The organism is Enterobacter sp. E20 (genome assembly GCF_000801755.2).
GTDB classification, from domain to species: domain Bacteria; phylum Pseudomonadota; class Gammaproteobacteria; order Enterobacterales; family Enterobacteriaceae; genus Enterobacter; species Enterobacter asburiae_B.
Genome location: NZ_CP012999.1, coordinates 1,719,271 through 1,744,439, shown reverse-complemented (window position 1 = coordinate 1,744,439; position 25,169 = coordinate 1,719,271). Strand labels below are relative to the sequence as shown.

Here is a 25,169-nt window from a genome sequence, read left to right as displayed (position 1 = left end):
AATTAACCTCTGATGTTTTCGGTTGCATTTATTGTCACTTCCATAATATTTGTACTTGGCATCTGATATGCTGCGTTCTGTGGTGTAAGAATAAATGAACCTTGAATATTGTCATATTTCATTACTTCCCCAAGTTGGATGTTTTTGATTAATCCAGGGAAGATACTAATCACGTTGCCAGTGTTGGCTATGATTCGGTATAGTTTCTTGTGTCCGTTGAATTGAATTAACGTACCAACTTCAAGTGTATTAGCATTAACGGCAATGGATGTTGCCCCCGCTGCCCTTGCTGCTGTTGCCTGTACTTGTGATGTTTGAGTACCGTTGTATGTACTCCACCATCCAAGAGGCATAGAGAACGGTTTGCCCTGACCATATAAAGCGTAGAAGTTAGCGAGTTCAGCACGGTTCATCTTGTTTAAGGTAACTTTGAAACTAAGGGTAAAGTACTGCGAACCAACAACACGTGTAATAGTTTCACCTGTCCATGTTTGGTTTTGGTATTGCGGTATATTGTCCGTTAACATGAACTCACTAATAAGAGTGTTATTTAACATATTATTATTCCTTTAATAGTTAGCCCACAATCCATGTGGGCCATATGATATTTATACGTTATTCTTCTGAGATTTACGTGTTGCCTGAACAATAGTATCAGCGTGTTTATCACACATCTTTTGGAAATCTGAATCTGAGATTTGACCATTACTATTAATAATTAACGGTGCGTCAATCTTAATATCACCTGATTTACTACCATCCTGATTACTCAAGTATTTTGTTAAATCCTGGTTTAGTGATTTACCTACTACACGTTCACCTTTTTCAAGATTGTATGTACCAGTACTTGGTAGTGAATCCCAACCATCATGGGCTTGCCCCTGAATAGCTGTACCTTTAATAGTACGGACAATGGACGCACCTTGAGCTGCTACCTGTAGACCTGCTGCGATCCCCATAGGCCACCCAAGTTTGATTGCTTCGGATATGCCCTGCTGGATGTTGATCACTGCCTGAGCAATGGCAATACCTTTACTTACGGCAAAAGCTGCCTTAGCCGCTGCTGATGACTCACCGAAAACCCCAGCCATGATAGTTCCTACATCACCTGCCCCAGCTTGCCACATACCTAAAGTACTGGTTAAGGCGTCTGCGGTTAATCGACCACGTTTCATATCGGCGTTGGCCTGAATCGCTGTTAGCTGATCCTGGTACTCCTGGAACCCAATTACTTTGGCATCGTATAGAGCTTTAGCCCCATCCTGGTTCTCTTGCTGTTCAGTGTTTACTTGCTGTACTTTCGTTGGATCTGGTGAGAAGTCTAATGGGTTTGTATACCCTAAACCCTGACCTGCTGTGTCACCTGTCCACGTCTTACCCGCTGCTGCTGCTTTGGCTTTAGCCTCTGGTGTGGCATTCGGATCACTGGCAATTGCGGCAATGTTTTGTGCTTGTTTTAAACGGTCTGTTTCAGCAAGCATTTCATCAACCATAGTTTTGTACTTAGTCGCACGGCTTTTATATTGCTGATCTAACATTGCTGTAATTTCAGTTTCACTCTTACCAGCTAATTTACCTGCTGTACTGATACGTTTTTCAATTTCATCTTGTTCATAGTTAAAACGAGTAATACGTATCTGAGCTTCGTTAGTACCGATCTGTGATAGGGTTTGTTCTAATAGTGCTTTTGCTCTTTTAGTTTGTTCATTAAGTTTATCTTGTGCGGCTTGTGCTTTCTTGGCTGCTGCTTCATCTTTCTTAGCTTTATCTTCACGTGCTTTATCTTCATCGGCTGTTAGGCTTTTTACTAACTTCTCACGGTTAGCTTTATAACCTTCATCAAGTTTAGCTAAATCGGCATTCATTGCCGCTTCATCACCCTTATATGCACGTACTAAAGAATCTTTAATAGTTGCTCGTAATTGTTTGTGAGTAGCATCAAGAGTATCAATCTGTGCTTGTGTCTTCTGCTTAGCTGATAGATAAGGTTTCAACGCTGTATCAATAACACTTCTATCTGAACCTTTGTTATATTCTTCTTTCTGTTTATCAAGTAGATTATGTGCGGCATCAAGATTTGCTAAAAGATTCTCAAAGGTTTTGTTATTGGCTTCTTGTTGCTTCTGCTGTTCCTCTACCATCTGAGCACCATAGATAGAAGAGTTTTTCTGTATCTGTTGTTGGTACTGTTTTTGATATTCCTGTACTGCCTGTATACCCTGCTTACTCGTAGCTGCTGCGGCTGCTGCCACTGGCTTACTGTTGAGTATCTTAGTCATTAGATCAAGAATATCAGCAAGGCTTTTAGCAACAGGGGCAAGTGTTGAATTTCGCCACGCATCCCACGCCCTTGATAGATTATTAGTTGCCGTTCTATATTCTTCAAATTGTCGTGATTGCTCTGCTGTTAACTGTATAGTTTCATTAGCAAGGCTATTTTGGTACTCTTGTTCAGTACTGAATTCTCTATATACAGTCATGCGTTTAGTAGCATCGTTAGCTACGGTTTCCATCATCTGTACAATCTGAGCCTGACTAAAACCCATTTGTTTAGCTTGATAGTAAATCTTAGCAATAATATCTTCACCGTTTTCTGCTGCTTTCTGTAACTCAAACATATTCAACTTCAATGGTTGAATCACATCGGTTAGCATAGAGCCAGCGTTATTCGTGATAGCATCGCCTAACTTATCCTTAGCATCTTTCATCTGATCGGCTACTTGATCCATAGTCAGACCAACACCCGCAAACATATTAGCCGCCTGTTGTATCTGTACTATGCCAGTTTGTGATAGTGATGCTGCCTGAAAGACTTCAAACGCCTTTTCTGATTGAGCTTGAACGTTGGCTAATGTGGCGGCAATGGCGATACCTGCCACCCCTACCGCACCAGCGAAACCAGACATAGCTTTAGCCGTGGTTGATAGTCCGGTGTTGAAACTACCGAACACACCGCCAGCACGATCCCCAAAATCACCTATATCATTTGCTGCGTTTTTTAATGATTTTTGTAATCCAGATTCATCACCTGTGATTTCAAATATCATTGATTGTTTATTATTGTTTGCCATGTGGCTTTACTCCCATCCAATTAAGCATGTTTGCTTTTTGTTGTTCTGCGATCTTCTTCTCCCTCTCTGCTTGTTGTTCAGCTAAGGTTTTATTTGAAATAATGTTCAATGAATCGAGTTCATAGATACTAAATTTCGGTATATCTTCTTTCTTGATATTGCCAGTACTTAACCATATTGCCTGTAGTAGTTCTGTATGCCTGATTTGTTCAATTTGTGATGAATCAGGATCAACCGATTCTTTGAAAACTAATAGGTAGAAGAAAAGCAAAACGGGCATAGTGTAGAGATCATCCACACTACACCCGCTGTTATACAATAAAGATAGTGATAGTCTGAGAATCGGATCGCGTCTTACTTTGCCTCTACATCCTCAACATTAAAGGATTTGGCAAACACATTACCGATCTCGGCATTTAGTTTTAGTTGTACTGTTAAATCAACATTCTGTTCAACTTGTTCAGGTGAATCAAAAATCTGTTTACCACTTTCATCAACCACACAATAGAAGATCGCTTTATATGGATCTGAAACTTCTGCGTGTTGGGTAATAGTTGGTAGTTTGATGTATACAGTACATTCTGGTGTTAGTACTACTGGTGTTAATTTCACACCAATAGCATTCATAAGATTAGTAAAATCCATTTCGCTTTATCCTTGTTAGTTGGTTTGTAGTATTTAGTACTTACGCACCAGTAACTTCACCAACCGCAATTGGAGCACCAGTAACGGAAACAACGAAATCACGAGTTACTACACCATCAAAATCACCGTTAACTACATCAGAACTTACATAACCGTTTACGATGCTGTAATAAGCCGCACCATCTTGATCATCAATATTTTGATAATAAGTTACTTTAACCTGGATTAGGGTTTGTGCTGCTGCGGCTGCCGCAAGCATTTCTTGACCTGTCGCACCTGGTTTCCAGTTAACAGTTAGAGTTAGATCCGGTACTGAACGAGAACCAAGCAATTTCTTAGCGTACTGTTGACCGAAAGTGTTCACACTAACAACGTTAGATTCCGCACCTGCCGCTGATGGAAAAGCACCAACTTCTTCAACAACAGTAAAAGTAGTTGCCTGACCGCCACCCGCTGGAGCATTAGCGATTTCAACTTTTACATTATTGCCTACAAAAATAGAATTAAAAGCCATATTTAATATTCCTTTATATATTTGGGGCATCAGTCCTTGATACCCCTTCTGTTTATTTATATATGTTGGTTGTAGTACTTCATGTAAAGTGCTAAACCTCTTAGTAGTTCACCTGTATAGAATCCAAAGAACATAGAGTTGTTCTGTGGTGTAGTAGGTGTTCCACTTCTGATAGCTGATGACCAGCCACCATTCATTACGTGATTAGCTGAAACTACGTTATAGTTCTGTTGAATTTCCGCGAATAGTAAATCAAGTAATTCGTGATCTGGATAACCTGCTATTGCCATCATTGAAGCACCAGCAAGCCACAAACCAGACATATGACCTGTAAAGCCATCATAGATAACTTCACCTGTATCTTTAAATCGTGTTGGTGCGTGACCATCATTATTTTTCATGAACCACTTTAAGTAATTCATCCAGTTATTACAGTACGTAATAATGTTCTGCGGAATAGCATAATCACCACGTTGATATAGTTCATGGACCACATCACAACCACCAAAGAACGCACGAGGTTCATAACCTGACCATGCTTCTTCATACCAGTGCTGCATAATGAATTGATCCGGTTGTCCATCAGGTGAATATGCTAATGCGTCCTGACGGTTCCATACATAAGCCTGAGCACATGGACCAGGTAAAGCAGGATGGAATTTATTAGTAAACCAATCTTGAGCATCACATAAGAACTTAATACTATTATTTAGTCTGGTTTGATCAATTGTAGTACCTTTGAAACACCATATAGCGGGTAGTTGATAACCTGGATATGGTAGACCACGCCAACCGGAATACAGTTGAGCATATGGATCTGTGATGTTACTAAATGGTATTAGTCCGGGTGTATATGACAAACTATCAAGCATGTAATTACGAATTACACAATCACCTAAACGTGCTGTATATCCACTACTGGTACTATCGTTGAAAGTTAGAGAAACCAGTACTGAATAATCCCCTGTACCACCATCATTATAAAGTGCTGGCAAATCGTTAACACAATACCAGTCAATACGCCCTGAGACACCATCAACCGGATCGGTATCAAGTAATAGCGTAAACTCTTCACGTCCTGTTAGTGTTGGTTGTCCGGGCTGTTCATCACCTTCTTCATGATCCGGTTGATAAGAACTCAATTTAAAATCCAGTACATTAAACGTTTGTGTTACCCATGCCCCGTTACTTGCTGGTAGCATAGTCCACCAACGCCAACCAAGATCATCAACAATACGGATATTAAAATCATCAGCATATGTTCTGTATGTGAAGCTGTTTAAGTCCTGTGTTTCATCATCAAAGATCCAGAATCCAACTGTAGAACTACCGTCAGAATCCATAGTAGTAGAAATCACGTTGTCATAGTACGTTCCAGCGATACCGGAAACATATTGAAGTGAAGTTACTGTATTATCCCCATAGTCAGATAACATACGCATATCTGCGGTTAAGTACTGTCCACCATCAGGTTTAGCAATTCTGGTAAAGTGGTTCATTGGAATATCCATTGAAATAATACTATTATCTGTATTAGTAATAGGTAAACCGCAACGGTATCTAATAGCACCATCTTCTGTTTTTGTTTTATTAACTGTCATAGCTACAGCAAGGCTTAACGGCTTACCAGTTGTATCAACACCACTATATTCAACATGGAATGATGAACTATTATTAAACTTGAACCATATAGATTGTTGTTCAAGTGTTGTTTGTGCTGAGGCACTTTGATTTATGACAATATAGCCATCTGAATCACGTGAATATGATGCTACTTGATCACTTGGATAGAAATAATCGTATGAGATACCATCTGTAAAAGGCGTTAAAGCAATAGCACTCTTACGAAAGAACATATCAAATTTATCAATATCAGAATAACCAGTACAAGTAATTAGTGAATTCTGCCATGCTAAGTAATAGATACGTTCGCCTGTAATATCCCATAGTAATTTACATGCCTGACAGAACCACAATTCAGCATCTGAGGCGTTATCAGAAAAGTCGAGCGTACCATAGTTATCAATAGGTACGTTTACTGGCCTGTTGTGCCAACGCTCATTACGCCCCATGAGATAACCACCCTCTGATACAGGGTTTTTAGTTGCGTAATTGAATCGGTAATTGCCGTTTATAGACGTGTCCTTGAGCTGGACTGTACCGATCTGACTTGTTAGCCCTTCTGCCAGTACATCACCATTGCTATCTACCTTTCGGCCTGTACGGTCAACAATCCAATCAACATCATAAGTAGGGGCTTTAGTATCCCAATCAATGCTATCTTCACTGGCTAACCATGCGTAGGCAGTTGCGTTAACCTGGTTCCAACCAAGACCCGCCCGTTCTGGAAAGGCAAACCATACAGCATCGAGGTATTCACCGTAGTTAGGTGAACCATGAGGTATCTGTGTTTGTCCGTTCGTCCATGTGAACAATACGCCCTTGAACCCGCCGTGAGTTGGATACTCTGGATCTAATGGGTAATGTGCCAGTACTGGAGCCTTACCGTTACAGATCCAGTTACAACGCAATGAACCATCAGGTGGATCAGGAAACGCTACACCACGGAAGAACGCCATGTGATAGGCGTTGAAAAAGTCTTTAGCACGTTGTAGGTAGTACGGTTCTTTGGTTGCCTGATACGCATAGATAGCACCAAGAATTGCTAAGGATTGTCCTTCTGTGGTTGCATCACCGTCCGGTTGTGCTTCCCATCCCGTTTCCGCTATAAAATGCCTGTTGTTACATATAACGTTTTGTGGGTTTAGTACATAGTGATCTGTTTTATTATCATTAACTAAACCAGTATTACGTTCTAAAAATTTCCAATGCCCTTCAATCATCTGTTGGGCATTGCTGATATTTTGTTTTCTTATCATTCTTGTAGATCCGCCATTAGTAAGGAGCCGTACCAGGTACTTCCTCCATCTATTGACAAGAATTGAATTACATCAATTGAATCTTTCGTAAAGGTTAATACTGGTTCACGCCCATAAGACCATTTAACATTAGAAGGCCATGAAATTTTATTTGCCCCTGTTCCTTGTGTTAATAACATCGTGATAGTTTGGCTGTTTAAATTACTTCCACTCGCATTTATAACACTGAGTTGTGTTACTGGTGCTGTTAGAGTTGCTTTGAAAACACGTTTACCATCAGACATATCAAGTTCTAATGTATCTTCTACGTTATTTATTGTTAGAAGGTCTTGAGTGATAGTTACTTTGGTATCAATGTTCGCTTGTAGTGCGGCATCTTTGGCATCAATTTGTGCTTTTGAATACGTTCCTACATCGTTATAGTTCAAGGTTACGTTACTGTTTAAAGCATAACCGTTAATTGTAGTGATACGTAACGCAAACAATCCGTTGCTTTCAGTACGGGAATATACATCACTAATATCTGCTGCTACTAATTGAATGTTAGTACCAGATAATGGCTTGTTATTGATTAAGAACGTCTTAGGCACATAAGTACTATTACTATATGCTAAAGATGCCATATCAGTAAGTTGTGCTGCCGTTAGTGTGATATTGCTACTTAAAGGCAATCCGTTAACAGTAACTGTTTTAGCTACAAAGGTATTATTAGCCTGTGTCTGTGAATACACATCAAGTATATCTGCCGCTACTAAGTTCAACGCCGTTCCTGATAATGCGTGTCCGTTTAATTGAAACACTTTCGGTACTACGTTTGAATCAATGTAGGTCTTAGAGTAAACATCACTAATATCTGCTGCTACCAGAGTAATGTTAGCTGTAAGTGCTTTACCATTGACAGTACGTGTGATTGGTACGTAGTAACTGAGATCGGTAGCGGCTGCCGCACCAAGTTCTGTTAGCGTTGGTTTATCAGCACTGGTGTAGACCTTGTACCATGCCCCGTTACTTGCTGTTGAGAAGTTACGAAAGTTGAGTACTGGCGTACCGGTTTTGCTCATTACCAATTGAGTACCGTTAGAACCATCAAGGTTAGTGATACCCAACATATCAACACCTGTTGGTGCGTTGGCTGCTGCGATCTTAACGAATGAGTTACCGTCACGGCCTTGATAGCTTGGAAACTCGTTACCGTTCGAACCAACACCCCAATCACCGCGATAGAGTTCAACTACTGATTCATCAAGAATACCTGCTGATACCTGGCTTTCTGGTGTGAATACGTATGAGCGGGTAACAACCTGATCCATATCCGACGTATCGGAAACGCTGGATAAGTAACCGTTGTAAAGCACATAGTTTACGGTAGTATCGTTTGAACCTTCATCAAGCATTTCTACCTTGACCTGTACTAATTGCTGAGAATCAACAACAGAATCAAGTACGGCGTTTTCACCTGGAATATAGTTAACTGAAATAGTCATATCACCATATGAACTATCACCCGCTACTTTAGAGGTGTAAGTACTATCATATGTTTCTACAGTTGAAACAGAAGTTGATTCACTAAAACTTGGAAATGCTGAAAGGTTTTCTACTTGAACAAAAGTACGGACATTTGGATCAACGTTGGTTGTATCGGTATTAATCCATACTGTAGTTAGATTCCCTAAAAATGTTTGAGCCATAATTATTCCCCATAGCTAAAAGATAGAGTTTGCGTGTGTACATAAGCGGTTTCCGTTGCTTCGGCTTGAGTAGTCATTAGGCTATCTTCAATACGGATATTGAATAATGGCATTGGAAGTTGCTGGTTTAGTTCATCAAAGAAACCAGATGTATAAAGTGCTTCAAGAATCTTTTCTATTTCATCTGAAGCACTTTTAAATGATTGTCCGACAGCTACAAACTCAACTCGAAATTCACATAAATTTCTAATAGTTGAAGGTACGATTTGATTGTTTACAATTTGATTTGCTTTAGCTATCTGTGTACGTTGTACAGAAGAATCACCAATGTAAACCATTGTAGTATTATCTACTGAGGCTTTTGATGGATATTGTAAATTAACAATCACTGCTAATTTATTAATCAAATACTTTCTTATTGAATAGTCTGCCGTGAACATATTATATTTCCTCTTCTAAATCGATCTTGCGAACATAGTGATAGTTAGAGATACCGCTCGTATCATCATCTATTCTATTTACTACGTATTCGGTGTTATCAATCGTGAAGGTGCTATTTAGTTTAATTCCTGACTTAGCACTAAAATATGTTACGGTAGTTTTACTATCATCGAAAAAAAGCTCGTCTTGTTCAAAAATTGCGGTAATCGTTATTGATACACCATCTTGAACAATGACGAGCTTTTCACCAAAAGCATTAAGTAGTGACTCTGATTGTGAGTTACTAAAAAATGCTCTCATTTATTTCACCATTAAGCGGATTTAATTTTTAGATTTACAAACGCTTCATCATGAGCAATAGCGGTTGCTAAGTACTGGAATGAACGGAATACAGTAATTTGTGCGGCACGGTGAGTAGTAGTGTCTACATCAATTTCTTGACCGTCTGACCAGTTAGCAATGATTAGGTTACGGAAATCACCGATGATTACAGAATCAGCTTCAACAAAGGTAGATTCAATTACACGTACTTCATCGTTTAGCCACATATCAAAACGATGACCTTCAACCATAGATACGGCTGCGGTGTTACCCATTACTGCGGTTTGACGTAGTTTAGCCAATGTACTTGGGTGCATGACTGCGACACAAGAACGTACATCAACGTTAGCAACACCAAGTGCTTTAATAGCTTCTTGTACGTCTGCTACGGTCATAGTACCTACTGCTGCGGTTTCCACTTCTGGAATAGCTGCCTGTAGGGTAGAGAAGATCTGAGCTTCAAGACCATTAGCCGCATAGCGGATTAGGGCATCTTGAACAAAAGTAGCTGCGGTATCAGAACTTAGCATTAGTTGCTTAGTTACTGGTACAGAACCCGCGAACATTTTTGGAGATAGCTTTATTGAATCAAAGTTAGAAATAGATTCTGTTACCGCATCACCTTCTTCGTAGAACTTAAAGTTACCTGGAGCCGCTGGAGTTAGACCAGTTAGACGAGGAATAGAAAGTACACCACGATAAGCAAGGCCACTATAGATAGTTGGATTTAGGCTACCAAGAATGGATTGAGCCAATAGAGCGGTTAGATAAGAATCCGCATAAACAGTTTTAACTGTACCTGCTGCTGTTTGAGTATCGGTATTAGCACCAAGAGCACGTGAAAAATCCATTTTGAAACCGCGTTGACCTTTTTCAAGTTCAACCTTTACAGAATCAAAGTTATCTTCGTTGATACTACGGATTAGTTCACCAATTACATTTTTTTTCATAAGATTAACATCCTTGTTAATTAGATTTGTTTCTTTATTTAGGGATCTGGTTTGAACTTCCTGTTTAAACTGTTCAACTGATACACCTGATTTAATTGCTTCCGAACTATCTACGTTGTAGAGTTCAGCAATAGCGGTTAACTCACGAATTCGATATTCGTCAGATTCACCTTTATTTAGTGCGGCACGTTCTTGTGCTTCTACTTCAACATCACCAGTACTTTCCTGTACTTCTTCTGTTTCAGCTTCATCAATAGGTTCTTGTACTACTTCTTCGGTTTCTAATACTTCTGTTTCTTCTACAGGTTCTTGTACTTCTTCTGGAGTTTCTAATACTTCTACTTCTTCTGTTTCAGTACTTTCTTGTACTTCAACTTCTGTTTCTTCTACGTCATTAACTCGTAGTTCTTCTTGTTGGTTTTCAAGTTCCATTTGTTCACCTTCACTAAGTTGAATTTCATTTGTATTTAGTGAACGTGAAACACCAACAAAATCATCTGCGGGTACAGATACGCTACTTACTTCATATGGCGACCAAAGATCTACAATTAGGTTTTCACCTTCGATATGGTATGATTCAATGTTGTACCCTACTGAAATCTTTGTACGGATACCTTCCTGAATCATTGTAAAAATAGTTTCTGCTGCTTGAATTGAAGATAGTTTTACCGTCGCACGGCATATATGATCACTGTCTACTCTCGCATCTAATACAACTCCCACTTGTCGAGTGAAATCATGTTCTATTAGTAATGGAGCACCATTAAGTAGGCGAGAAAGATTTACGGCATCTGGAGTACATTTAAGAATTTCATTTAGTACACCAAGCCCTTCACCAAAATCACGTTTAACAGGTGTTTCACTGGCAAAGGCAATTTCAATTGTTCGATTCTCTACATCAATAGCTTTATTTATCTTCTGTAGGTTTAGTTCCCTCGTTAGTGGTTTCTTCATCCTGAATAACTTCCTTTGTAGTATTTATTGTTTGTGCTTCCTCCAGTTCAATTTCTTTCAGTACTTGATATGGGTCATAGCCAAATTCAGAAACGACCATAGAACGGCTTTTGATCTTGTTATCGATCATTAATACCTGTGTTTGTACATCTTTAAGAGGATCAAGTGATTCAACGAATTCACTAACGTATTTAGCGTTTACTAATTTATCGAAATCACTAAAATTAAGGTTCAAGCCCTTATTACGTAACATTTCAGCTTTTAGCCAACGTGAATAAATTGGTTTTAGTACGAATGTGGTTAAAGCATTTGTACGTGTTTTAAATGTTTGACGTTGTAGGCGATCTGTTAGCTTCGCTGCTGAGAATGACGCATTAGCAGTACTACCACTTAGCGATTGTTCAGTAATACCAAGAGACATAGCGATCTGTTGCATCTGAGCATTAACGAATTCGGTAATACCATCTGTTGCCCCATTTGGGTTTACACTCGTTACGTTCTGCCCTGGTTGAAGTTCGACTAAAGCACCACTTTGTAGGCTGTCATTTTCATAGTAATCAGGTTCATATCCTTTCATAAAATCAACATCTTCATCATTACTTGCTGAGTTAGTAATGAATGCCATTGCTGAGGCTGAAAGTTTTTTAGATATGATTGCTGCTTTAATGAATGCTTCAAGGTCTTTTAGTAATGTAGTACCAGCTACGATATCTGGAATACCACGCTGTTGATTTGGATAATCTTCAATCATCAGGTGAAGCATTCTGGATGCTGGGATAATGTCATAGTTGCCAATCTCATATGTATATGAAGTTGGATTAACCTTAGTTACATAGTACTCAATAGCCTTTCCATGTTGATCAAAATGGATGCCGTTAGATACATAACTACCATCATCAAAAATACGATTACCAATTACAGGTACTCGCATAGTGTCAATGAGTTCAAACTTAACAGTACCGTTAACATCATGAACAATAATAAACGCTTCACCGTCAATACTACGTGTACGTTCTACTAAACGCTGGAATGCTGCTAAGTCCATCTTGCCATTCATACTAAATGCTTCTGGATTATCTGCGTACTTATAGAACAAGTGTTCAAGTTCTTCATTGATAGCTAAGTTTTCTTCATTATCATCATGAAGATTTACATCAGGACGAATATATAAACCGGATGCCCCTGTAACGCCATCAGAGTTCACTTGAAAGTACTTTCTTGCTATACCGTTGTTTAGACTTAGTTCACGTGATTTAGCTACTAATGTTGGCAACGTCATATTGATAATACTATTAATATTACCTGCCGTATTACCTGCTGAGAATCCAAAACTGATAATCGGTGATTGTGAGTTAGTACGGATTTCTTTTAGTTCACGTTTTAGTGCATTATCGGTTAGCTGCTTACGTTCAAATTGTTTTGGTTGTTGTGGTTCTTGTACAGGTTCATCAATTCGTTTCTTTTTCCAGAACATTATTTACCCCTGTTAAAAGTTGTTATAGATTTAATTGGATTACCAGAGGAAAGCCCTTTCATACGTGCTAATTCTTGATTAGCAAGTTTCATATAATGGGTACGTAGTCTTAGTAATGAGTCCATAGATTCAGTTGTTAGGCTTTTATTGTTGATGCTCTGTGAGATAACACCACCGCCTTGTACTTTGGATTCTATGACAATATTTATTTCATCAATAATTGATAGGTATTGATTGTATTTATTAGCTGTCGCAGTTGGATCTACTATCTGGAAAGTACGTACAGCAAATGTTGTATCATTAATAATTGCTGTATATGCACCTGGTTTCCATGTTGAAGTATCTATTGTTGTGTATGGATAGCTGTATGATTGCTTTAAACCATCCACACCAACAATATCTACTGTAGAATCTGCGGCAAAACTAAACACAATGCTTTCACCTTTGATAATATCTGAGGTGAAATCAACGCTGCGTGTTGCCATGTTTATTCCTTATTCATTAAACCAGTTTCTACCACTACCCATACGCCTTTTACGCTGTTTACGTACTGGAACATGTTCTGATGGTGATTCACTGATTTGTGTTTCTTCACTGTATTTAGCTTTTGCCACGTTAGTATTATAATTTCTAAGTTTCTTGTACGCGTCTGTTCCAAGTTTGTTTAGCATGTATTCAAAACTGATTAGGCAGTAATTCAATGTATCTAACATTTCGTTTCTATCATCTTTAGAACCGCTGCGTTTCACCCATACTAATTGACCACCTTTCATTACACGTTTTTCACTGGTATATTGAAGAAACGCATCATCAGGTAGACTATAACTAAAGTGGATTTTCTTACCTTCATGTTCTTCTTCGTTCATTGCTGCGTTTAGTAACTTACGAATACGGTTCTTACCTTCGTTAACGTTCAATAGCATGAACTTATAACCACCGGATGTACTTTCTTTATATAGTGGAATGGTTGTACGTCCATCACCCTTGATAGGTTTGTATATCTCATTCCCTTTTTTATTACAGAAACGGTAAATCGTATTGGTTGCCGCACCGTTAGAACTATCTACCCATACTTGAAGTACTCGTAATGGCGTGCCATTCTTGGTTTTTAACTTAGTATTATTTATGAAATTTTGTAGTTCAGTATAAGCTGGTGAATCATATTTATTACAATCCACTGCAAAAAAGCTACGATGATCGAGTACATAATAATTCTTTTCTGATATACCAACTAACGTACATTCAAGGCGATCTAATTGTTGGTCTACGGCATATCCCACACCAACACAATCATTAGGAATGTTATTAATATCAATATCAAAATCACGTAGCTGTTCCAGTAGTGCTAAATCATGCTCAACGTTTTCTTTATCAATGTAAGGTTCGCCCAATGCGTTATTGACGAATCGCATATGATCAAAGTTCTTAAATGCTTCGGCAAAGTCCTGTACCAGCTTGCGGATCGACGAAACCGGAGAGTACAAACGTGATATGTGGTAGCCCCTTACATCCTTAATCTCTGGATGTGTTGCGATCCATCGTCCTTGTGATACCGCTCTTACTCGTTCTGCTTCGCTGTACTGGTGTTTACAGTGCGGGCATTCAAGATAGGCGGTATCGGCATCAGGGATAGAACGGCGGCCACCGTCGATAACCTTCCATTTGAATTTAACGTTTTCCCATATCAGGCGTTGTTCATCACCGCACTTAGGGCAAGGCACATGAAAGTAACGCTGATCGCTCATAGCAAATTCCTGGCATATGGGATCATCCGGTACTAACGGCGTAGAGCACATCATGATTAAGGAATCGCGGAACGATTCACAACGCTGTGATACAAGGGCTATGGGGTTCCCTTCATCACCGTCTGTCTCAACGCCTGAGATCTCGTCACAAAAGACACGTTTAGCAGTTAGGCCACGTAGCGTAGATGGTGAGTTAAGAGAAACAAAGTAATTGAATGTACCAACTGTTGTTTCCTGGGTTGTGGCATCATTTGTTTTTGTTTTATCTGATTTACTTGTGATTAATTTAGCAAGTGATGGTGTTAGTTGAATTGTTGGATCGTACTTACCATTCTTGTACTTCTTAACTGTGTTTGCTGTTGTACCTGCAATAACCATATTTGATGGATCGTGCTGTAGAAAGTACAATGAAGCACCAGTAACTATTGTTGTTTTCAAAAGCTGTGCTGAACTCATTAGCACAACCTTACGTACTCCAGGTTCAATAATTGCGTTAAGAGGTTCTTTCTGGAATTCGTATAAACGCATTGGTGAACCTTGTAATTCACCATCACAAAACTTTAAGTTCTTCTCTACCCAATCACTCGGTTTTATCTTCTGAGGCGGTAGTATGTTCTTCACTGCATGATTCAATATCTTCAATAATTTCTTCTGATTCTGAAATTCCATTTTCATATTCTTCTATTTCTTCCTCGTACTCGTAATTTCCTATATCACGTAGTACTTCATCTATTTTATCTTTGAGTGTTTCCCTCAATTGGTTAGCATCTTCACTACTGAATAGTTCTACGTATGTTGTGTTAGGAATACTACGCAACATGTTCTTTAGTTGAAGTAAGTAGCTTGATAGTGATTCAGTTACATAATCAACTTCAATTAAATTACGTCTTAGTTGATCCGCATTCATTTCTTCAATGTCAGCTTTAGCTTTTGCTAAACGTAATTGTTCACGTTGGGTTTCTTCTTTTAGATCTGTTTGTCCTCTCAATGGTGTTAGTACGTTATCCTGTACCCATTGATATATTTCTTCGTCTGTTTGGCTAATATCTAAGCCTCTGGCTTTCCAATCACGGCTAACTGTTGCCGGATCATAGCCGTATATATTTGCTATTTGTAGGTATGTCATATAGCCTCTATGAATGAATTAGGTTCAAAACCTTATATATTTTTTAAAAAGGGTGCGGCGAAACTACGCGGTGTTTGAAAAGTTCAGGGAGAACCTATTTGATAATCGTTCTCGTTAGTTGGGTTAAATTTCTTCTCTGAATTCATTTATTAATAGAGCAATTCGATAGTTATCTATAGGTCTACCGTTCAATGATTCATCTTGTATTAGTTCCTGAGTCAAGCACTGTAGATAGTCGAGGTGTACTCGCTCTGAGCCTTTGTAATTGCCTATTGTGTTCCAGTCATAAACCCATCTACCGATTGTGTAGCTGTGCTGGTGATTCACCGTAATGTATTTATAGCTGAGTACTAAACTGTGATGGTTGATGAATAGCTTGTATGATTCATCAAACGTGATATGAGCGTTGATTAGCTTATCGGTACGGGAATACTCATAACCTGTATAAGTACCGTCTATGATGCTTGTAGAGCCTTTAGGGAAGTGTAATGTGATGTTCATAGGTATACCCCATAGTTGTTGTCTATAGGGTATTTACTATGGTGTTATAGAAGTGTGTGAACTTTATTGAATGGTACTGAACGGTATAGATAGCCCTGAACCGCTGTTACTCCAGCATCGCGTAATATTGGTAGCTCTTGGCGTTGCTCTACTCCCTCTACGATCACATAATGGCAGTACTTCATGATGTTCTTCATCATTACGTTGAATGTGGGTTTCTGTACTTCCTGACGGTAGAACGCTCTATCAAGTTTTACGGCCTCATAGCATCCAGTAGTTAGTGCTGCGACATTGGCACGACCTGAACCAAGATCATCAAGGAACAAGCGATAGCCAACGTTTAACAGTGTTCTGAGTATCGGATGTTCAATACCCTTTTCAAGACCTTCAAAATCTTCTGAGATCTCCAGCCTCACAAACTCCAGCTTATCCAATAACTGAATAATATCCCTGTCAAAGACACATAGCCGTGCCTGTACGGTATCAACGTTAACGGTACAGAAAAGCCGGTTATCTCTGAACCAGGCCGCACGTACTTCAATGGCCTGTAGTTGTTGCTTGAGTAGTTCCTTCTTACCTTCAACCGTCATAGCCATGATGAAGTACTTGCTGTTCAGCACTGGCAGATCTTCACGATGGAAGCGGGTTAACAGTTCACAGCCTATGAGCTGGCCTGATGTTGTCATGATTGGTTCTGCTATGAAGGTTGTATTGATCATCCTTGCTTATCTTTAAAAATGGTTAATGAAAAATTATTGATCGTTTTTAGATATCAATGAAAGACTAACCACACTAAAGAAAATTACTTAACTTATTGAAAATGATCGTTTTTATCTATTTTATGGTGTTTTATTTTGTACTGTATATAATTACAGTATTATTGGTTTTGTTTGGAGGGCTAAGAAATGGGCAATAAGAACGGTTACGATCCATCCATACGTAGAGGTGTTCATCAGTTCTCACACGCTGGGGTTTGGTTCACGGTCTGTTATCGGGGAAGTGTTCTTGAGCAATTCAAGTTTGGTGATCGGGTGATATTTGAAGGTTCTGTAGGAGGGTTGTTCTGGCTGGGAACGGTTGAAAGGGATTGTTTTGTACTGATTAGCGAAACGCCATTTAACAGGGTTCTGGATGCTTTGAGTTATCTACATGCTGAACACCGTGTGATTGAACAACATGCTGATGATTGGTTTTGTGGGCAAGAAGAATTACCGTTCTAGATTCACGCCACACATGCCCACAACAACCCCCTATTTAATTGTAGCAGCACTAGAAAAACATACGGCTGTTTGATGTATGATTTGAAATTAGTTAAATAAAACTTAATTACGTTAAGTACTCTTGATAATTCATGGCAGACCAGATTTAAGGTCTGCCAAATAAAACATGTGATTAAATTAGTCACTCATACGTTCTTTTTGCTTCTTTGAGAAACTTCAATCAGAATAGCCTCGTCGCCATCCTTATTCCAAACGGTTTCATTTAATCCCCAATAAATGAAATACGCCTTAGCACCACTCGGTAAGGTATGAGTACCAAATTTACCATTTTTTGTGAAAAGAAGAACTAAATCATCTTTATTGAGTGTTATCGCAGGTAACTCATCAAAATCAAAAACATGCCTATGTTTATTTGATGTACTTCCATCCCCATGATAAGTAGAATCTGAAAGTATATAATTCCAAAGGTTGGCTTGAGAATCGGCTACGAGTACAATATGTTCTTTGTCTAATTCCCCATGCCCTTCAACATTCAAAACTCTAAGATCCATGATATATCCTATATTTTCAGCATTGAGACATTACAGTTCAATATATTCCAGTTATAACATTACTTGTCAATTACATTTTTCAACACTTGAGGCATTTATCAATCTGAGATAACCCCAGCAAGTATCAAAGCGACATGTAGTTAATCGCGAATATTTTTAACGCAGACCAACCCATTACTATCTTTATGCTCTCTATAAGTCATCATGAGTATTATTAGCATAATCAATAATTACTCTGCTTACAAACAAAAAAGAAGTCTGCTAATGAGTACTGAGGATTATCATATGATAGCTTCACGCCACACCCACACCTTCAACAAACCTACCCATCGTGGGGGGCGTGAGGTTGTGAGTGTACTTGATTGCGTTTACAGTGGTAAAGTACAATATTTGATCAATAAATTTAATTGCGGATTTTATCAACAATGGAATTAAAAAAAACAAATTTTACTTTATTAGGCATCATTATAGTGCTGTTCATTGTTGCAGTTTTAGTATTTATCAAGGTTCTTTTTCTGAATGTTAAAGGATTCGAATGGGGGAGCGTAACTGATTGGGTAAGTGCTGCGTGTAATTTGGCGATGGCTGGAGCGGCTGTCTATGCTGCGTACAATGCGAAAGATTGGATCTCTCCTAAGATACAACATGAAGGGTTCAAGCAAGCCAGTACGTGTATGGCTGAAATGGTACAGTTGAGGATACTTCAACAACATTTGATATCCAGTTACAGATTACGGATCATACAGAATAGTAATCCTACCCCAATGGAGCTACAAGATGCCTTTAAACGGCATCATGAAATATGGCAAGAATTCAGTAAAAAAGTAATTGACTTTGGAACAAGATGTGAAAGTTTAACAGTATGGAAAATTTCCGTATTACAAACAGATAAATTCCTTCTATTAATTAAAACATTAAACCGTGTTAATAGACTACATTCTGATATGTTACGGCAATATAAAAACGAGAGTAATTTATATAATGTTCTTTTATCATGGAAAGATAAAAATGACGATATCGAAGAGCTTCATCATTTATTAGCCCAATCAATTAAAGACTTAACTGTTGATTTCGATACTCTCTTTAAATAATCACATTCCACCTCATACGAGGTGGATATAACTGGAGATTAAATATTCTCTAACTGTTATACAGCACTTTCATATAATGAGTAAAAGATAATTTCAGCGGCTTTTCTTACTGTATCAATGTAAGGATTGATTAAACTTTCGTTAAAATACTCCTCCTTACGTTCGCTTATGGTTAGATACTGAAAAGGTTCGCCTAAATCCCATACTCGCGAATCGCGGGTTTCCATTTGAAGGCCATCAATACCATTAGTTTCAATGCGTACTTCCTCTGTAACATAGAGAAAGTAATATGTTCCATCATCGTTGTTGTTAAATTCCATTCTTATCATTTCAAAAATTCCATAGTGGGTTAGTACTGTTAAGCCTTCTATGTATTTACTAATAATTTGAATTCAGCACGTAAACAGTACATATAGCTATATGAAAATTACCCCCACTATATCCAGTGAGGGTACTTAATAAAATGAGGTATTAGCGTTTGTTCTGGAACTTTATGAGGGCTAAGCGTATGAGCAGGAACAGTACCGTAGCGTAGATGAGTACCATCACGATTAAGGCTATGAATCTTACTGGATCTGCATCAGCTTCATATGACCCGCTCAGGCCGGAACCGAAAGTACTATAGGCGGTATCCATAGCCCATTGCGTTATGCCGTTCAGGGGCTTACCAAAGCTTGATAGCCACCATGAAAAGATGATGCAGATACTATATAAGGCTGCATACTTAACGAATCCTACAGTTCGCATAGTTGCTCCTCCCTTGTACGTCCACCCAGCCATACGCCATTAATCCAGTTCTGGAACCTGGTACTTTAACCTTTTTAGTACGTAGCAACTGACTACGTACAGTATAGAAATCAGGGCGATTGACGAATGTTATGCATCCCTCTGATACACCCGTTCCATCTGGCCGTAATGGATGCAAACGGAAACTACCACGCGATACACCATTAATCAGAATGCTATCTGTCATGGTTTGAGCACTGAAGAGTGCAAACCATTCTGAGTGATCATTACCAGTTATTGTATCAACACCCCATGCCCGTATCTGATTCACTACTGATCCAGTTGGTCTGTCTACTATCCAGTAACGCCCGGTTGGGATTGCACTGTTTGGCATGAATGCACAGTTGGGATCATTGGTATATGGGTTTTGCCCACTGAATACTGAGAAAGTTCCTATTCCATAGACGTGTAATTTGGCATAGCCATTTTTATCAATGTCGTCATATGTCATCCTCATTATTTGCATTTTGTTTTCCCTGACGTTTGTATATGAGGATTCTAACATATGATTAAGACCATGAGCAGACCTATAAAAATGGTAGGTTATTTAGTTAGTCCTCTATAAAATGTAGCAGTAGCACGAATACCGAATTGTTTATTCATATGAGTATATGAAGGTCTTCTACCGTTCTCTATGATGTACTTATTTGTATAGTCGGTTATGGCTTCTATATGAGCGTCTGAGAGATTTGGTGTATCTGTTAGTACTGAGCGTGCTTGTCTGTTATAGAGTCCGTTAGACTTCATTCCATCGCGTTTCCAGTTAGGTTTCATTAGATATTCCTTCTTGTTAGTGATGCCCTCTGCGGGCGACTGCGTTTGCGGGTGACTCGTTCGGGCGTGACTCCGTGGCGACTCACAAATACTTTGATTAATTACTTTGACAGTACTGTTACTTGTCTGAGCGAAAGCGAGTAAAATCCCTCGCGTTCTTTTCGAGTACTAGCGAGAAAAAACGCAAGGATCGGTTTAATTTGTGTTTCAGTGACTGTACGACCGCAGGGAGTGTAGGCACTCAAAGACCGATTTGGACGTAGTTCAAGAGGTCTTAATAATTTCTAATTATGGTGTCGAAATTCGGGAATCACTATATATGGTGATTTTAAGCTATTTACACCACTAAATGTAGCACCTAAATCGCTAATTTCCCCTATAAAACCCCACTTTAACCCTAATTACGACATTTGACCCTGAATTAAAACACTACATAGAATGTTTTAATTCGGGATAAATTGAAGCTATAACCTTTAGTAAATCGGTTTTAGAGCACCCAGCATCAATAGCTTCGCGTAGTTGATACGCTTCCTCACCTGTTAGGTACTGTGCTCCCTCTGGTGTATCACTTCTGATAGGCTTACCACTGTTTAGAAGTTCATTTAAACCCTCACATATGGCTATCGTAACCATCTTGTAATCACGTACTGATGAATCGCCATACTCCTTTTGTGTAAAAGCGTCGTAGTACTCAATATTGTGCTTTATTGATATATCAGTGATGTAGCGTGTAGAAGTTACTAATAGCAGCATGTTTTTGTTTGCAAAAGTCTTACGTTTCTTGTTCTTCTCAAAGTAACTTTTTACTGAATTGGATATTACTCTACGTGCTTCATCAGTAAGTTGATTGAGGTAGCGTACCCCTCTTAGATGATCTTGTAATTCTGCATTGTCGTGTTCTTTCGATTTTCGTCCACGTTTCTTTAGTTCATGTGCTTCTTTCTTTTTTGTCATGATAAATATCCCTATAAAAATGTTAATTAATACTGGCCTGATGTGTTCCTAGCACTCAGGCTTTTTTATTCCGGAAAATTTTGGAAGGTATTACACTCCGCGTACCTTTTTGAACCATTCACGATACTCTGGAACTTTATTTTTGCGTAGATTGCTAATGAAATGTTTATCACAATTCACTTTTAGTACATTACAAATTCTAGCACTTGTCATATCGCTTAGTAGGATATTTTCGTACTGTGAAAATGTTAGTCGAATGAAATTTACCTTTTCTTTCTTTTGTATTGATTTGTTCAATGACTTTCTATTAGTCCTGATTGTTCTTTTCAATTTACTATAACTTACTTGTCTTCTCATGTTTGTTTCCTTATGATTTCGCGTTACTTCCTGTAACTACGTTTCTACTTATTGTGTGGTTAGTAGACAACCATTATATAATTTATCCCTGAATCATCATTTGAGTGATCAAATACTGAATACCTGCGGAACGGTTCTTTGCCTTGCCGGTATCAACTAGCATCTTTTGAATTGCTTCAGCTTGTTCTGCCGTGATACGAATAGATACTGAAATATCTTTATTTTTCTTTTCCATAATGTATACCTTTTGTGTTACATAATTCACGTTCTCATGCGTAAAAAAGTAGCCCTAAAAGGACTATCTTTAATTAGCAATAGGAGGGATTATAATGTTATTACTACTATTTATTCTCTGTAATTAGAGTGGGGATTTCGGCTATCTGGATGTTTTTCGACTTCATACAAATAGCAATATCTTATTATAGGACATAGATCCCCAAGTGTCCCAAGATACTTATATTATACCATGTAAACAAATCCCGTTTCATTTTTCTGTCTTACGTTTTAATTATCTTCTTTTGTAGAATCTTGTGAGTTACTAACTCCGAGGCACCTTCTAATCATCGTAATCTTTAGGGGAAGTGACAGTAACACTAAAACCATAAAACAAAGATATAGCACTACCCAAAGTGGGAATAGTACAAACATATATACAATAGTAGCAAGTACTTCAATGAGTACATTACCTAACCAAATCATAATCATTCTCCTATTCATGTAGTACTATTTATAGTGACTAGCAAAAGTAGGAGTTGATATAGAAGAGGCATCATATTATGCCTCTCATTCTTTTTATTTATAGAATGCTGAAACGCCTATCCCATGTACAGTTATCAGACGTATTATTTCTGAAAATGCTTCAAATTCTAATGGTAGATTACATTTGAACATGAACTGAAAGAAAGCATCCTCTGAGTAGGCTAATGATATCTGAGTTGCTTCACAGGTGTTCACGTCACAACATGTGTAGCGTATTTCATCACCATGAATAGCAAATGTATAGATTATTGGTTCTGGTTCATTTGGCAACTCACGAAAGACACTAAAGTAGGCTACGCTTTCAGTCTTCTTCCACTTTGTAAGTGTTGTATAGCCCTCCCCCATGTGAGCAAACTGTGCTTGTACTGCTTCTTTGATTGTTTTTGGCACACGGCCACGTTTTGATACGGTCATAGAGACCCCCTTTGTTGTCTAAATTAAAAGTCATCTCATGTTGTTCGCCCTCGCTGCTGATTCACATTTGATGCGACTATTGTACGTTTTTACTATAAAAAGTCGAGAAATTTAAATTTTTCCTTGACCATACCATTAGTTAGTGATAAAAAGTATTTGCTTTATTTTATACGGAAAATTCAAACCCACTGGGTGCGAAGCTGTATCTAAAATCCTTCCTCGTCCCTAAGTGAAACCTCACAATGCCCCCTGTATCGCTATATACTGTAGCGCGGCGAAATTTTTCGCACCGAAACGCATTAAATTATGCACCGCAGCAAGAGAGCGAAAAACCGCTATTGCGCACGGTGCAAATTAAAACGCCACGCTGCTTATCTCATTCAAATGATGAAGCCGGGAACCTACGATAAAGGGTGGATACCAACAGGACAAGATGCCGCATGCTGCGCCCAAGGCGATCTAGTTTCCATACCACAAGCGTATCCCCCTTTCCCAGGGTCTTAAGCACTCGCTTTAGCCCTGGACGCTCCGAGGTTTTTCCGCTGATCTTTTCTTCAAATATCAGTTCACATCCTGCGCATTCCAGCGCGGTTCGCTGCAATGCGGTGTTCTGGTCATTTGTTGACACCCTGACATACCCAATAAGCATGGTTTTATCCCCTGCAAAAGGCAGAAAGCATGCCACTGGTGAGCTAGATGGTCATTCTCAAAAATGTTGGTTTGGGAACAGCGGCAACGAAGAACGTCGGAACAGGTACCGGGCAAGTACCAGATATGAGTAGTTTTACAACGGGCTACTCAGAATCAGGATCGTCATGGGTGAGTAGTAAATCTGGATGGAGTAAGGGGCCGGATGGGGTAATTACACAATGGGGTATTTTCGGTTTCCCCAATGGACAAACAGGGACGAGTGTTGTTTTTCCGGTACCTTTCCCCGCGCGGGTCGAATCAATTACTCTGTCAATGGCAGATATCCAGGAGTCTCAGCTTTCCCCGACAACCATGCCTGCTTATGGAGTTAACTCAGTTGGTACTTCAAGAACGGGTTTTACAGGCCGTATGTCAGGTAGCGGTGGGTTTAATCTTTGCTATATAGCGAAAGGGAGATAACAGAATGAATAAAATTAAAAGTGTTTACAGCCCGTCCGAAAATGCAATCTACAATGCAGTGCTGTACGAAAGTTATATCAAGGAGGAGACATGGCCGCAGGATGGTATTGAAATCAGCGATGAGGATGCTGTCAGATTTAATGGGGGAAATAAGCCGACAGGCAAAATGTTGGAAATGGTTTCAGGGGCTCTTGCATGGGTTGATGAGCCGCCGCTTTCACCAGAACAGAAAATATCAGATGCCGAAAACATGAAAGCCACACTTCGTGCAAAAGCTGACGCTGAAATCGACTGGCGGCAGGATGCTGTTGATGCCGAAATAGCCACAGAGCAGGAAACTTCGTCGCTCGGTGAGTGGAAAAAATACCGGGTCTTGCTGATGCGAGTTGATACAGCAAAACCCGTATGGCCTACACCTCCGGGGGAGTAGGCCATTCGATATTAGGTGCGCTGGAGGTATCAACGGCCTCTAGTGCATCAATATAATCCAGCCACAGATTATATTGTGTAAGATCATCCCCCTTCAGTCTCCCGATAGCAGCCTTACCAGGCCATTGCCTGCTGTTCATAAAATCGTTCGCTACTCCAATACGATTTTTTCTTTCACCTTCGGCCTGAGCTACATTCTCATCGTGAGTCAGTGGAGGCGTTTCTCCCCAGGCAGGCATACCGTCAGCGCCAGCAGTTAAAATTTTTCCTTTAGGTGGATCTGCCGAATATTTTTCATGAATATCGTCGGTCACTTCAATTGCATCATCTGGCCATGTACCAGCAGCATCATATTCATCTTTCCAGCCGTAGTAATAAAACGCATTATTTTTAGCACTGTAGAAATATTTCATGG

General features: G+C 39.1%; 27 protein-coding genes and 1 pseudogene. 4 read left to right on the top strand and 24 right to left on the bottom strand.

Annotated features, from left to right (window positions below; translation table 11 throughout):
• Nucleotides 1-2: 2 nt before the first annotated feature.
• The 15 genes from NI40_RS08195 to NI40_RS08135 form a co-directional block, all read right to left on the bottom strand.
• Nucleotides 3-557 carry a hypothetical protein gene (locus NI40_RS08195; RefSeq protein WP_039261841.1) on the bottom strand — a complete coding sequence of 185 codons (555 nt, stop codon included), beginning with the start codon at nucleotides 555-557 and terminating at the stop codon, nucleotides 3-5.
• Nucleotides 558-608: 51 nt separating this feature from the next.
• Complete coding sequence (locus NI40_RS08190; protein ID WP_039261839.1) at nucleotides 609-3,071, bottom strand: hypothetical protein; 2,463 nt, start codon at nucleotides 3,069-3,071, stop codon at nucleotides 609-611.
• Entirely contained in the window at nucleotides 3,058-3,369 is a 312-nt protein-coding gene (locus tag NI40_RS08185) for a hypothetical protein (RefSeq protein WP_139152905.1), read from the bottom strand. The genes NI40_RS08190 and NI40_RS08185 overlap by 14 nt, the downstream gene beginning before the upstream one ends.
• A 56-nt stretch (nucleotides 3,370-3,425) precedes the next feature.
• Complete coding sequence (locus NI40_RS08180) at nucleotides 3,426-3,716, bottom strand: hypothetical protein (RefSeq protein ID WP_032659434.1); 291 nt, start codon at nucleotides 3,714-3,716, stop codon at nucleotides 3,426-3,428.
• Between the two features lie 40 nt (nucleotides 3,717-3,756).
• Complete coding sequence (locus tag NI40_RS08175) at nucleotides 3,757-4,230, bottom strand: hypothetical protein (protein ID WP_032659437.1); 474 nt, start codon at nucleotides 4,228-4,230, stop codon at nucleotides 3,757-3,759.
• A gap of 56 nt (nucleotides 4,231-4,286) precedes the next feature.
• Nucleotides 4,287-7,109 carry a hypothetical protein gene (locus NI40_RS22655; protein WP_039261835.1) on the bottom strand — a complete coding sequence of 941 codons (2,823 nt, stop codon included), beginning with the start codon at nucleotides 7,107-7,109 and terminating at the stop codon, nucleotides 4,287-4,289.
• On the bottom strand, nucleotides 7,106-8,797 hold the full coding sequence (locus NI40_RS23845) for a hypothetical protein (protein ID WP_139152904.1): 1,692 nt from the start codon (nucleotides 8,795-8,797) through the stop codon (nucleotides 7,106-7,108). The genes NI40_RS22655 and NI40_RS23845 overlap by 4 nt, the downstream gene beginning before the upstream one ends.
• A gap of 2 nt (nucleotides 8,798-8,799) precedes the next feature.
• On the bottom strand, nucleotides 8,800-9,237 hold the full coding sequence (locus tag NI40_RS08170) for a hypothetical protein (RefSeq protein WP_039261833.1): 438 nt from the start codon (nucleotides 9,235-9,237) through the stop codon (nucleotides 8,800-8,802).
• A gap of 1 nt (nucleotide 9,238) precedes the next feature.
• A complete protein-coding gene (locus NI40_RS08165; RefSeq protein ID WP_039261831.1) occupies nucleotides 9,239-9,538 on the bottom strand; it encodes a hypothetical protein in 300 nt (99 codons plus the stop codon).
• An 11-nt stretch (nucleotides 9,539-9,549) separates the two neighbouring features.
• A complete protein-coding gene (locus NI40_RS24080) occupies nucleotides 9,550-11,463 on the bottom strand; it encodes a phage major capsid protein (protein WP_039261829.1) in 1,914 nt (637 codons plus the stop codon).
• Nucleotides 11,417-12,937 carry a phage portal protein gene (locus NI40_RS08155; protein WP_039261827.1) on the bottom strand — a complete coding sequence of 507 codons (1,521 nt, stop codon included), beginning with the start codon at nucleotides 12,935-12,937 and terminating at the stop codon, nucleotides 11,417-11,419. Before NI40_RS08155 ends, NI40_RS24080 begins: the two co-directional genes overlap by 47 nt.
• Nucleotides 12,937-13,422 carry a hypothetical protein gene (locus tag NI40_RS23835; RefSeq protein ID WP_039261825.1) on the bottom strand — a complete coding sequence of 162 codons (486 nt, stop codon included), beginning with the start codon at nucleotides 13,420-13,422 and terminating at the stop codon, nucleotides 12,937-12,939. Before NI40_RS23835 ends, NI40_RS08155 begins: the two co-directional genes overlap by 1 nt.
• A gap of 9 nt (nucleotides 13,423-13,431) precedes the next feature.
• Nucleotides 13,432-15,351 (bottom strand): terminase gpA endonuclease subunit, encoded by a 1,920-nt coding sequence (locus NI40_RS22645; protein ID WP_176686746.1) that lies wholly within the window; start codon nucleotides 15,349-15,351, stop codon nucleotides 13,432-13,434.
• Nucleotides 15,263-15,808: a hypothetical protein gene (locus NI40_RS23830; RefSeq protein WP_052206719.1), complete on the bottom strand. Its 546-nt coding sequence runs from the start codon at nucleotides 15,806-15,808 to the stop codon at nucleotides 15,263-15,265. The genes NI40_RS22645 and NI40_RS23830 overlap by 89 nt, the downstream gene beginning before the upstream one ends.
• 545 nt (nucleotides 15,809-16,353) lie before the next feature.
• The gene (locus NI40_RS08135; RefSeq protein ID WP_052206717.1) at nucleotides 16,354-17,028 is read right to left on the bottom strand and encodes an EAL domain-containing protein; all 675 of its coding nucleotides are present in this window, start codon (nucleotides 17,026-17,028) and stop codon (nucleotides 16,354-16,356) included.
• A 186-nt stretch (nucleotides 17,029-17,214) separates the two neighbouring features.
• Between NI40_RS08135 and NI40_RS22640 the strand changes: the two genes are divergently transcribed.
• Nucleotides 17,215-17,529, top strand: coding sequence for a hypothetical protein (locus NI40_RS22640; protein ID WP_071884830.1), 315 nt, complete (start codon nucleotides 17,215-17,217; stop codon nucleotides 17,527-17,529).
• A gap of 185 nt (nucleotides 17,530-17,714) precedes the next feature.
• Here the strand turns inward: NI40_RS22640 and NI40_RS23825 are convergent, their stop codons facing one another.
• Nucleotides 17,715-18,080: a hypothetical protein gene (locus tag NI40_RS23825; protein WP_063161245.1), complete on the bottom strand. Its 366-nt coding sequence runs from the start codon at nucleotides 18,078-18,080 to the stop codon at nucleotides 17,715-17,717.
• Between the two features lie 425 nt (nucleotides 18,081-18,505).
• On the opposite strand from NI40_RS23825, the gene NI40_RS08130 reads away from it, so the two are divergent.
• Nucleotides 18,506-19,171 carry a hypothetical protein gene (locus tag NI40_RS08130; RefSeq protein ID WP_052206716.1) on the top strand — a complete coding sequence of 222 codons (666 nt, stop codon included), beginning with the start codon at nucleotides 18,506-18,508 and terminating at the stop codon, nucleotides 19,169-19,171.
• Between the two features lie 56 nt (nucleotides 19,172-19,227).
• On the opposite strand, the gene NI40_RS08125 is transcribed toward NI40_RS08130, so the two are convergent.
• From NI40_RS08125 to NI40_RS08100, 7 genes and pseudogenes are all read right to left on the bottom strand, one after another.
• Nucleotides 19,228-19,491, bottom strand: coding sequence for a hypothetical protein (locus NI40_RS08125; RefSeq protein ID WP_139152903.1), 264 nt, complete (start codon nucleotides 19,489-19,491; stop codon nucleotides 19,228-19,230).
• Between the two features lie 404 nt (nucleotides 19,492-19,895).
• Nucleotides 19,896-20,408 carry a DUF2778 domain-containing protein gene (locus NI40_RS22635; protein ID WP_335338106.1) on the bottom strand — a complete coding sequence of 171 codons (513 nt, stop codon included), beginning with the start codon at nucleotides 20,406-20,408 and terminating at the stop codon, nucleotides 19,896-19,898.
• 92 nt (nucleotides 20,409-20,500) lie between these two features.
• Nucleotides 20,501-20,731, bottom strand: coding sequence for a hypothetical protein (locus tag NI40_RS23820; RefSeq protein WP_139152902.1), 231 nt, complete (start codon nucleotides 20,729-20,731; stop codon nucleotides 20,501-20,503).
• A 429-nt stretch (nucleotides 20,732-21,160) separates the two neighbouring features.
• Nucleotides 21,161-21,685 carry a hypothetical protein gene (locus tag NI40_RS08115; protein ID WP_039261818.1) on the bottom strand — a complete coding sequence of 175 codons (525 nt, stop codon included), beginning with the start codon at nucleotides 21,683-21,685 and terminating at the stop codon, nucleotides 21,161-21,163.
• Between the two features lie 439 nt (nucleotides 21,686-22,124).
• On the bottom strand, nucleotides 22,125-22,277 hold the full coding sequence (locus NI40_RS08110; RefSeq protein ID WP_236918799.1) for a hypothetical protein: 153 nt from the start codon (nucleotides 22,275-22,277) through the stop codon (nucleotides 22,125-22,127).
• A 557-nt stretch (nucleotides 22,278-22,834) separates the two neighbouring features.
• A complete protein-coding gene (locus NI40_RS08105) occupies nucleotides 22,835-23,215 on the bottom strand; it encodes a hypothetical protein (RefSeq protein ID WP_039261817.1) in 381 nt (126 codons plus the stop codon).
• Nucleotides 23,216-23,615: 400 nt separating this feature from the next.
• A pseudogene (locus NI40_RS08100) lies at nucleotides 23,616-23,864 on the bottom strand (recombinase family protein); the annotation flags it as partial.
• A 47-nt stretch (nucleotides 23,865-23,911) separates the two neighbouring features.
• Between NI40_RS08100 and NI40_RS22625 the strand changes: the two are divergent.
• On the top strand, nucleotides 23,912-24,325 hold the full coding sequence (locus NI40_RS22625) for a gp53-like domain-containing protein (RefSeq protein ID WP_236918798.1): 414 nt from the start codon (nucleotides 23,912-23,914) through the stop codon (nucleotides 24,323-24,325).
• Nucleotides 24,326-24,329: 4 nt separating this feature from the next.
• On the top strand, nucleotides 24,330-24,755 hold the full coding sequence (locus tag NI40_RS08095; RefSeq protein WP_039261815.1) for a tail fiber assembly protein: 426 nt from the start codon (nucleotides 24,330-24,332) through the stop codon (nucleotides 24,753-24,755).
• Here the strand turns inward: NI40_RS08095 and NI40_RS08090 are convergent.
• Complete coding sequence (locus tag NI40_RS08090) at nucleotides 24,736-25,167, bottom strand: tail fiber assembly protein (protein WP_039261813.1); 432 nt, start codon at nucleotides 25,165-25,167, stop codon at nucleotides 24,736-24,738. The genes NI40_RS08095 and NI40_RS08090 overlap by 20 nt on opposite strands.
• Nucleotides 25,168-25,169 lie beyond the last annotated feature (2 nt).

What these genes read in the sequence shown, in the direction of transcription:
- NI40_RS08105 (WP_039261817.1), bottom strand. Translation starts at nt 23,215, where the DNA reads ATGACCGTATCAAAACGTGGCCGTGTGCCAAAAACAATCAAAGAAGCA.
- NI40_RS08180 (WP_032659434.1), bottom strand. Translation starts at nt 3,716, where the DNA reads ATGGATTTTACTAATCTTATGAATGCTATTGGTGTGAAATTAACACCA.
- NI40_RS22625 (WP_236918798.1), top strand. Translation starts at nt 23,912, where the DNA reads ATGGTCATTCTCAAAAATGTTGGTTTGGGAACAGCGGCAACGAAGAAC.
- NI40_RS22640 (WP_071884830.1), top strand. Translation starts at nt 17,215, where the DNA reads ATGGGCAATAAGAACGGTTACGATCCATCCATACGTAGAGGTGTTCAT.
- NI40_RS24080 (WP_039261829.1), bottom strand. Translation starts at nt 11,463, where the DNA reads ATGAAGAAACCACTAACGAGGGAACTAAACCTACAGAAGATAAATAAA.
- NI40_RS08110 (WP_236918799.1), bottom strand. Translation starts at nt 22,277, where the DNA reads ATGGAAAAGAAAAATAAAGATATTTCAGTATCTATTCGTATCACGGCA.
- NI40_RS22655 (WP_039261835.1), bottom strand. Translation starts at nt 7,109, where the DNA reads ATGATAAGAAAACAAAATATCAGCAATGCCCAACAGATGATTGAAGGG.
- NI40_RS08095 (WP_039261815.1), top strand. Translation starts at nt 24,330, where the DNA reads ATGAATAAAATTAAAAGTGTTTACAGCCCGTCCGAAAATGCAATCTAC.
- NI40_RS08130 (WP_052206716.1), top strand. Translation starts at nt 18,506, where the DNA reads ATGGAATTAAAAAAAACAAATTTTACTTTATTAGGCATCATTATAGTG.
- NI40_RS23825 (WP_063161245.1), bottom strand. Translation starts at nt 18,080, where the DNA reads ATGGATCTTAGAGTTTTGAATGTTGAAGGGCATGGGGAATTAGACAAA.
- NI40_RS08190 (WP_039261839.1), bottom strand. Translation starts at nt 3,071, where the DNA reads ATGGCAAACAATAATAAACAATCAATGATATTTGAAATCACAGGTGAT.
- NI40_RS23820 (WP_139152902.1), bottom strand. Translation starts at nt 20,731, where the DNA reads ATGAAACCTAACTGGAAACGCGATGGAATGAAGTCTAACGGACTCTAT.
- NI40_RS08170 (WP_039261833.1), bottom strand. Translation starts at nt 9,237, where the DNA reads ATGTTCACGGCAGACTATTCAATAAGAAAGTATTTGATTAATAAATTA.
- NI40_RS08135 (WP_052206717.1), bottom strand. Translation starts at nt 17,028, where the DNA reads ATGATCAATACAACCTTCATAGCAGAACCAATCATGACAACATCAGGC.
- NI40_RS22645 (WP_176686746.1), bottom strand. Translation starts at nt 15,351, where the DNA reads ATGGAATTTCAGAATCAGAAGAAATTATTGAAGATATTGAATCATGCA.
- NI40_RS08195 (WP_039261841.1), bottom strand. Translation starts at nt 557, where the DNA reads ATGTTAAATAACACTCTTATTAGTGAGTTCATGTTAACGGACAATATA.
- NI40_RS08115 (WP_039261818.1), bottom strand. Translation starts at nt 21,685, where the DNA reads ATGACAAAAAAGAAAGAAGCACATGAACTAAAGAAACGTGGACGAAAA.
- NI40_RS08090 (WP_039261813.1), bottom strand. Translation starts at nt 25,167, where the DNA reads ATGAAATATTTCTACAGTGCTAAAAATAATGCGTTTTATTACTACGGC.
- NI40_RS08175 (WP_032659437.1), bottom strand. Translation starts at nt 4,230, where the DNA reads ATGGCTTTTAATTCTATTTTTGTAGGCAATAATGTAAAAGTTGAAATC.
- NI40_RS23835 (WP_039261825.1), bottom strand. Translation starts at nt 13,422, where the DNA reads ATGGCAACACGCAGCGTTGATTTCACCTCAGATATTATCAAAGGTGAA.
- NI40_RS23845 (WP_139152904.1), bottom strand. Translation starts at nt 8,797, where the DNA reads ATGGCTCAAACATTTTTAGGGAATCTAACTACAGTATGGATTAATACC.
- NI40_RS08155 (WP_039261827.1), bottom strand. Translation starts at nt 12,937, where the DNA reads ATGTTCTGGAAAAAGAAACGAATTGATGAACCTGTACAAGAACCACAA.
- NI40_RS08125 (WP_139152903.1), bottom strand. Translation starts at nt 19,491, where the DNA reads ATGGAATTTAACAACAACGATGATGGAACATATTACTTTCTCTATGTT.
- NI40_RS22635 (WP_335338106.1), bottom strand. Translation starts at nt 20,408, where the DNA reads ATGACATATGACGACATTGATAAAAATGGCTATGCCAAATTACACGTC.
- NI40_RS08165 (WP_039261831.1), bottom strand. Translation starts at nt 9,538, where the DNA reads ATGAGAGCATTTTTTAGTAACTCACAATCAGAGTCACTACTTAATGCT.
- NI40_RS23830 (WP_052206719.1), bottom strand. Translation starts at nt 15,808, where the DNA reads ATGACATACCTACAAATAGCAAATATATACGGCTATGATCCGGCAACA.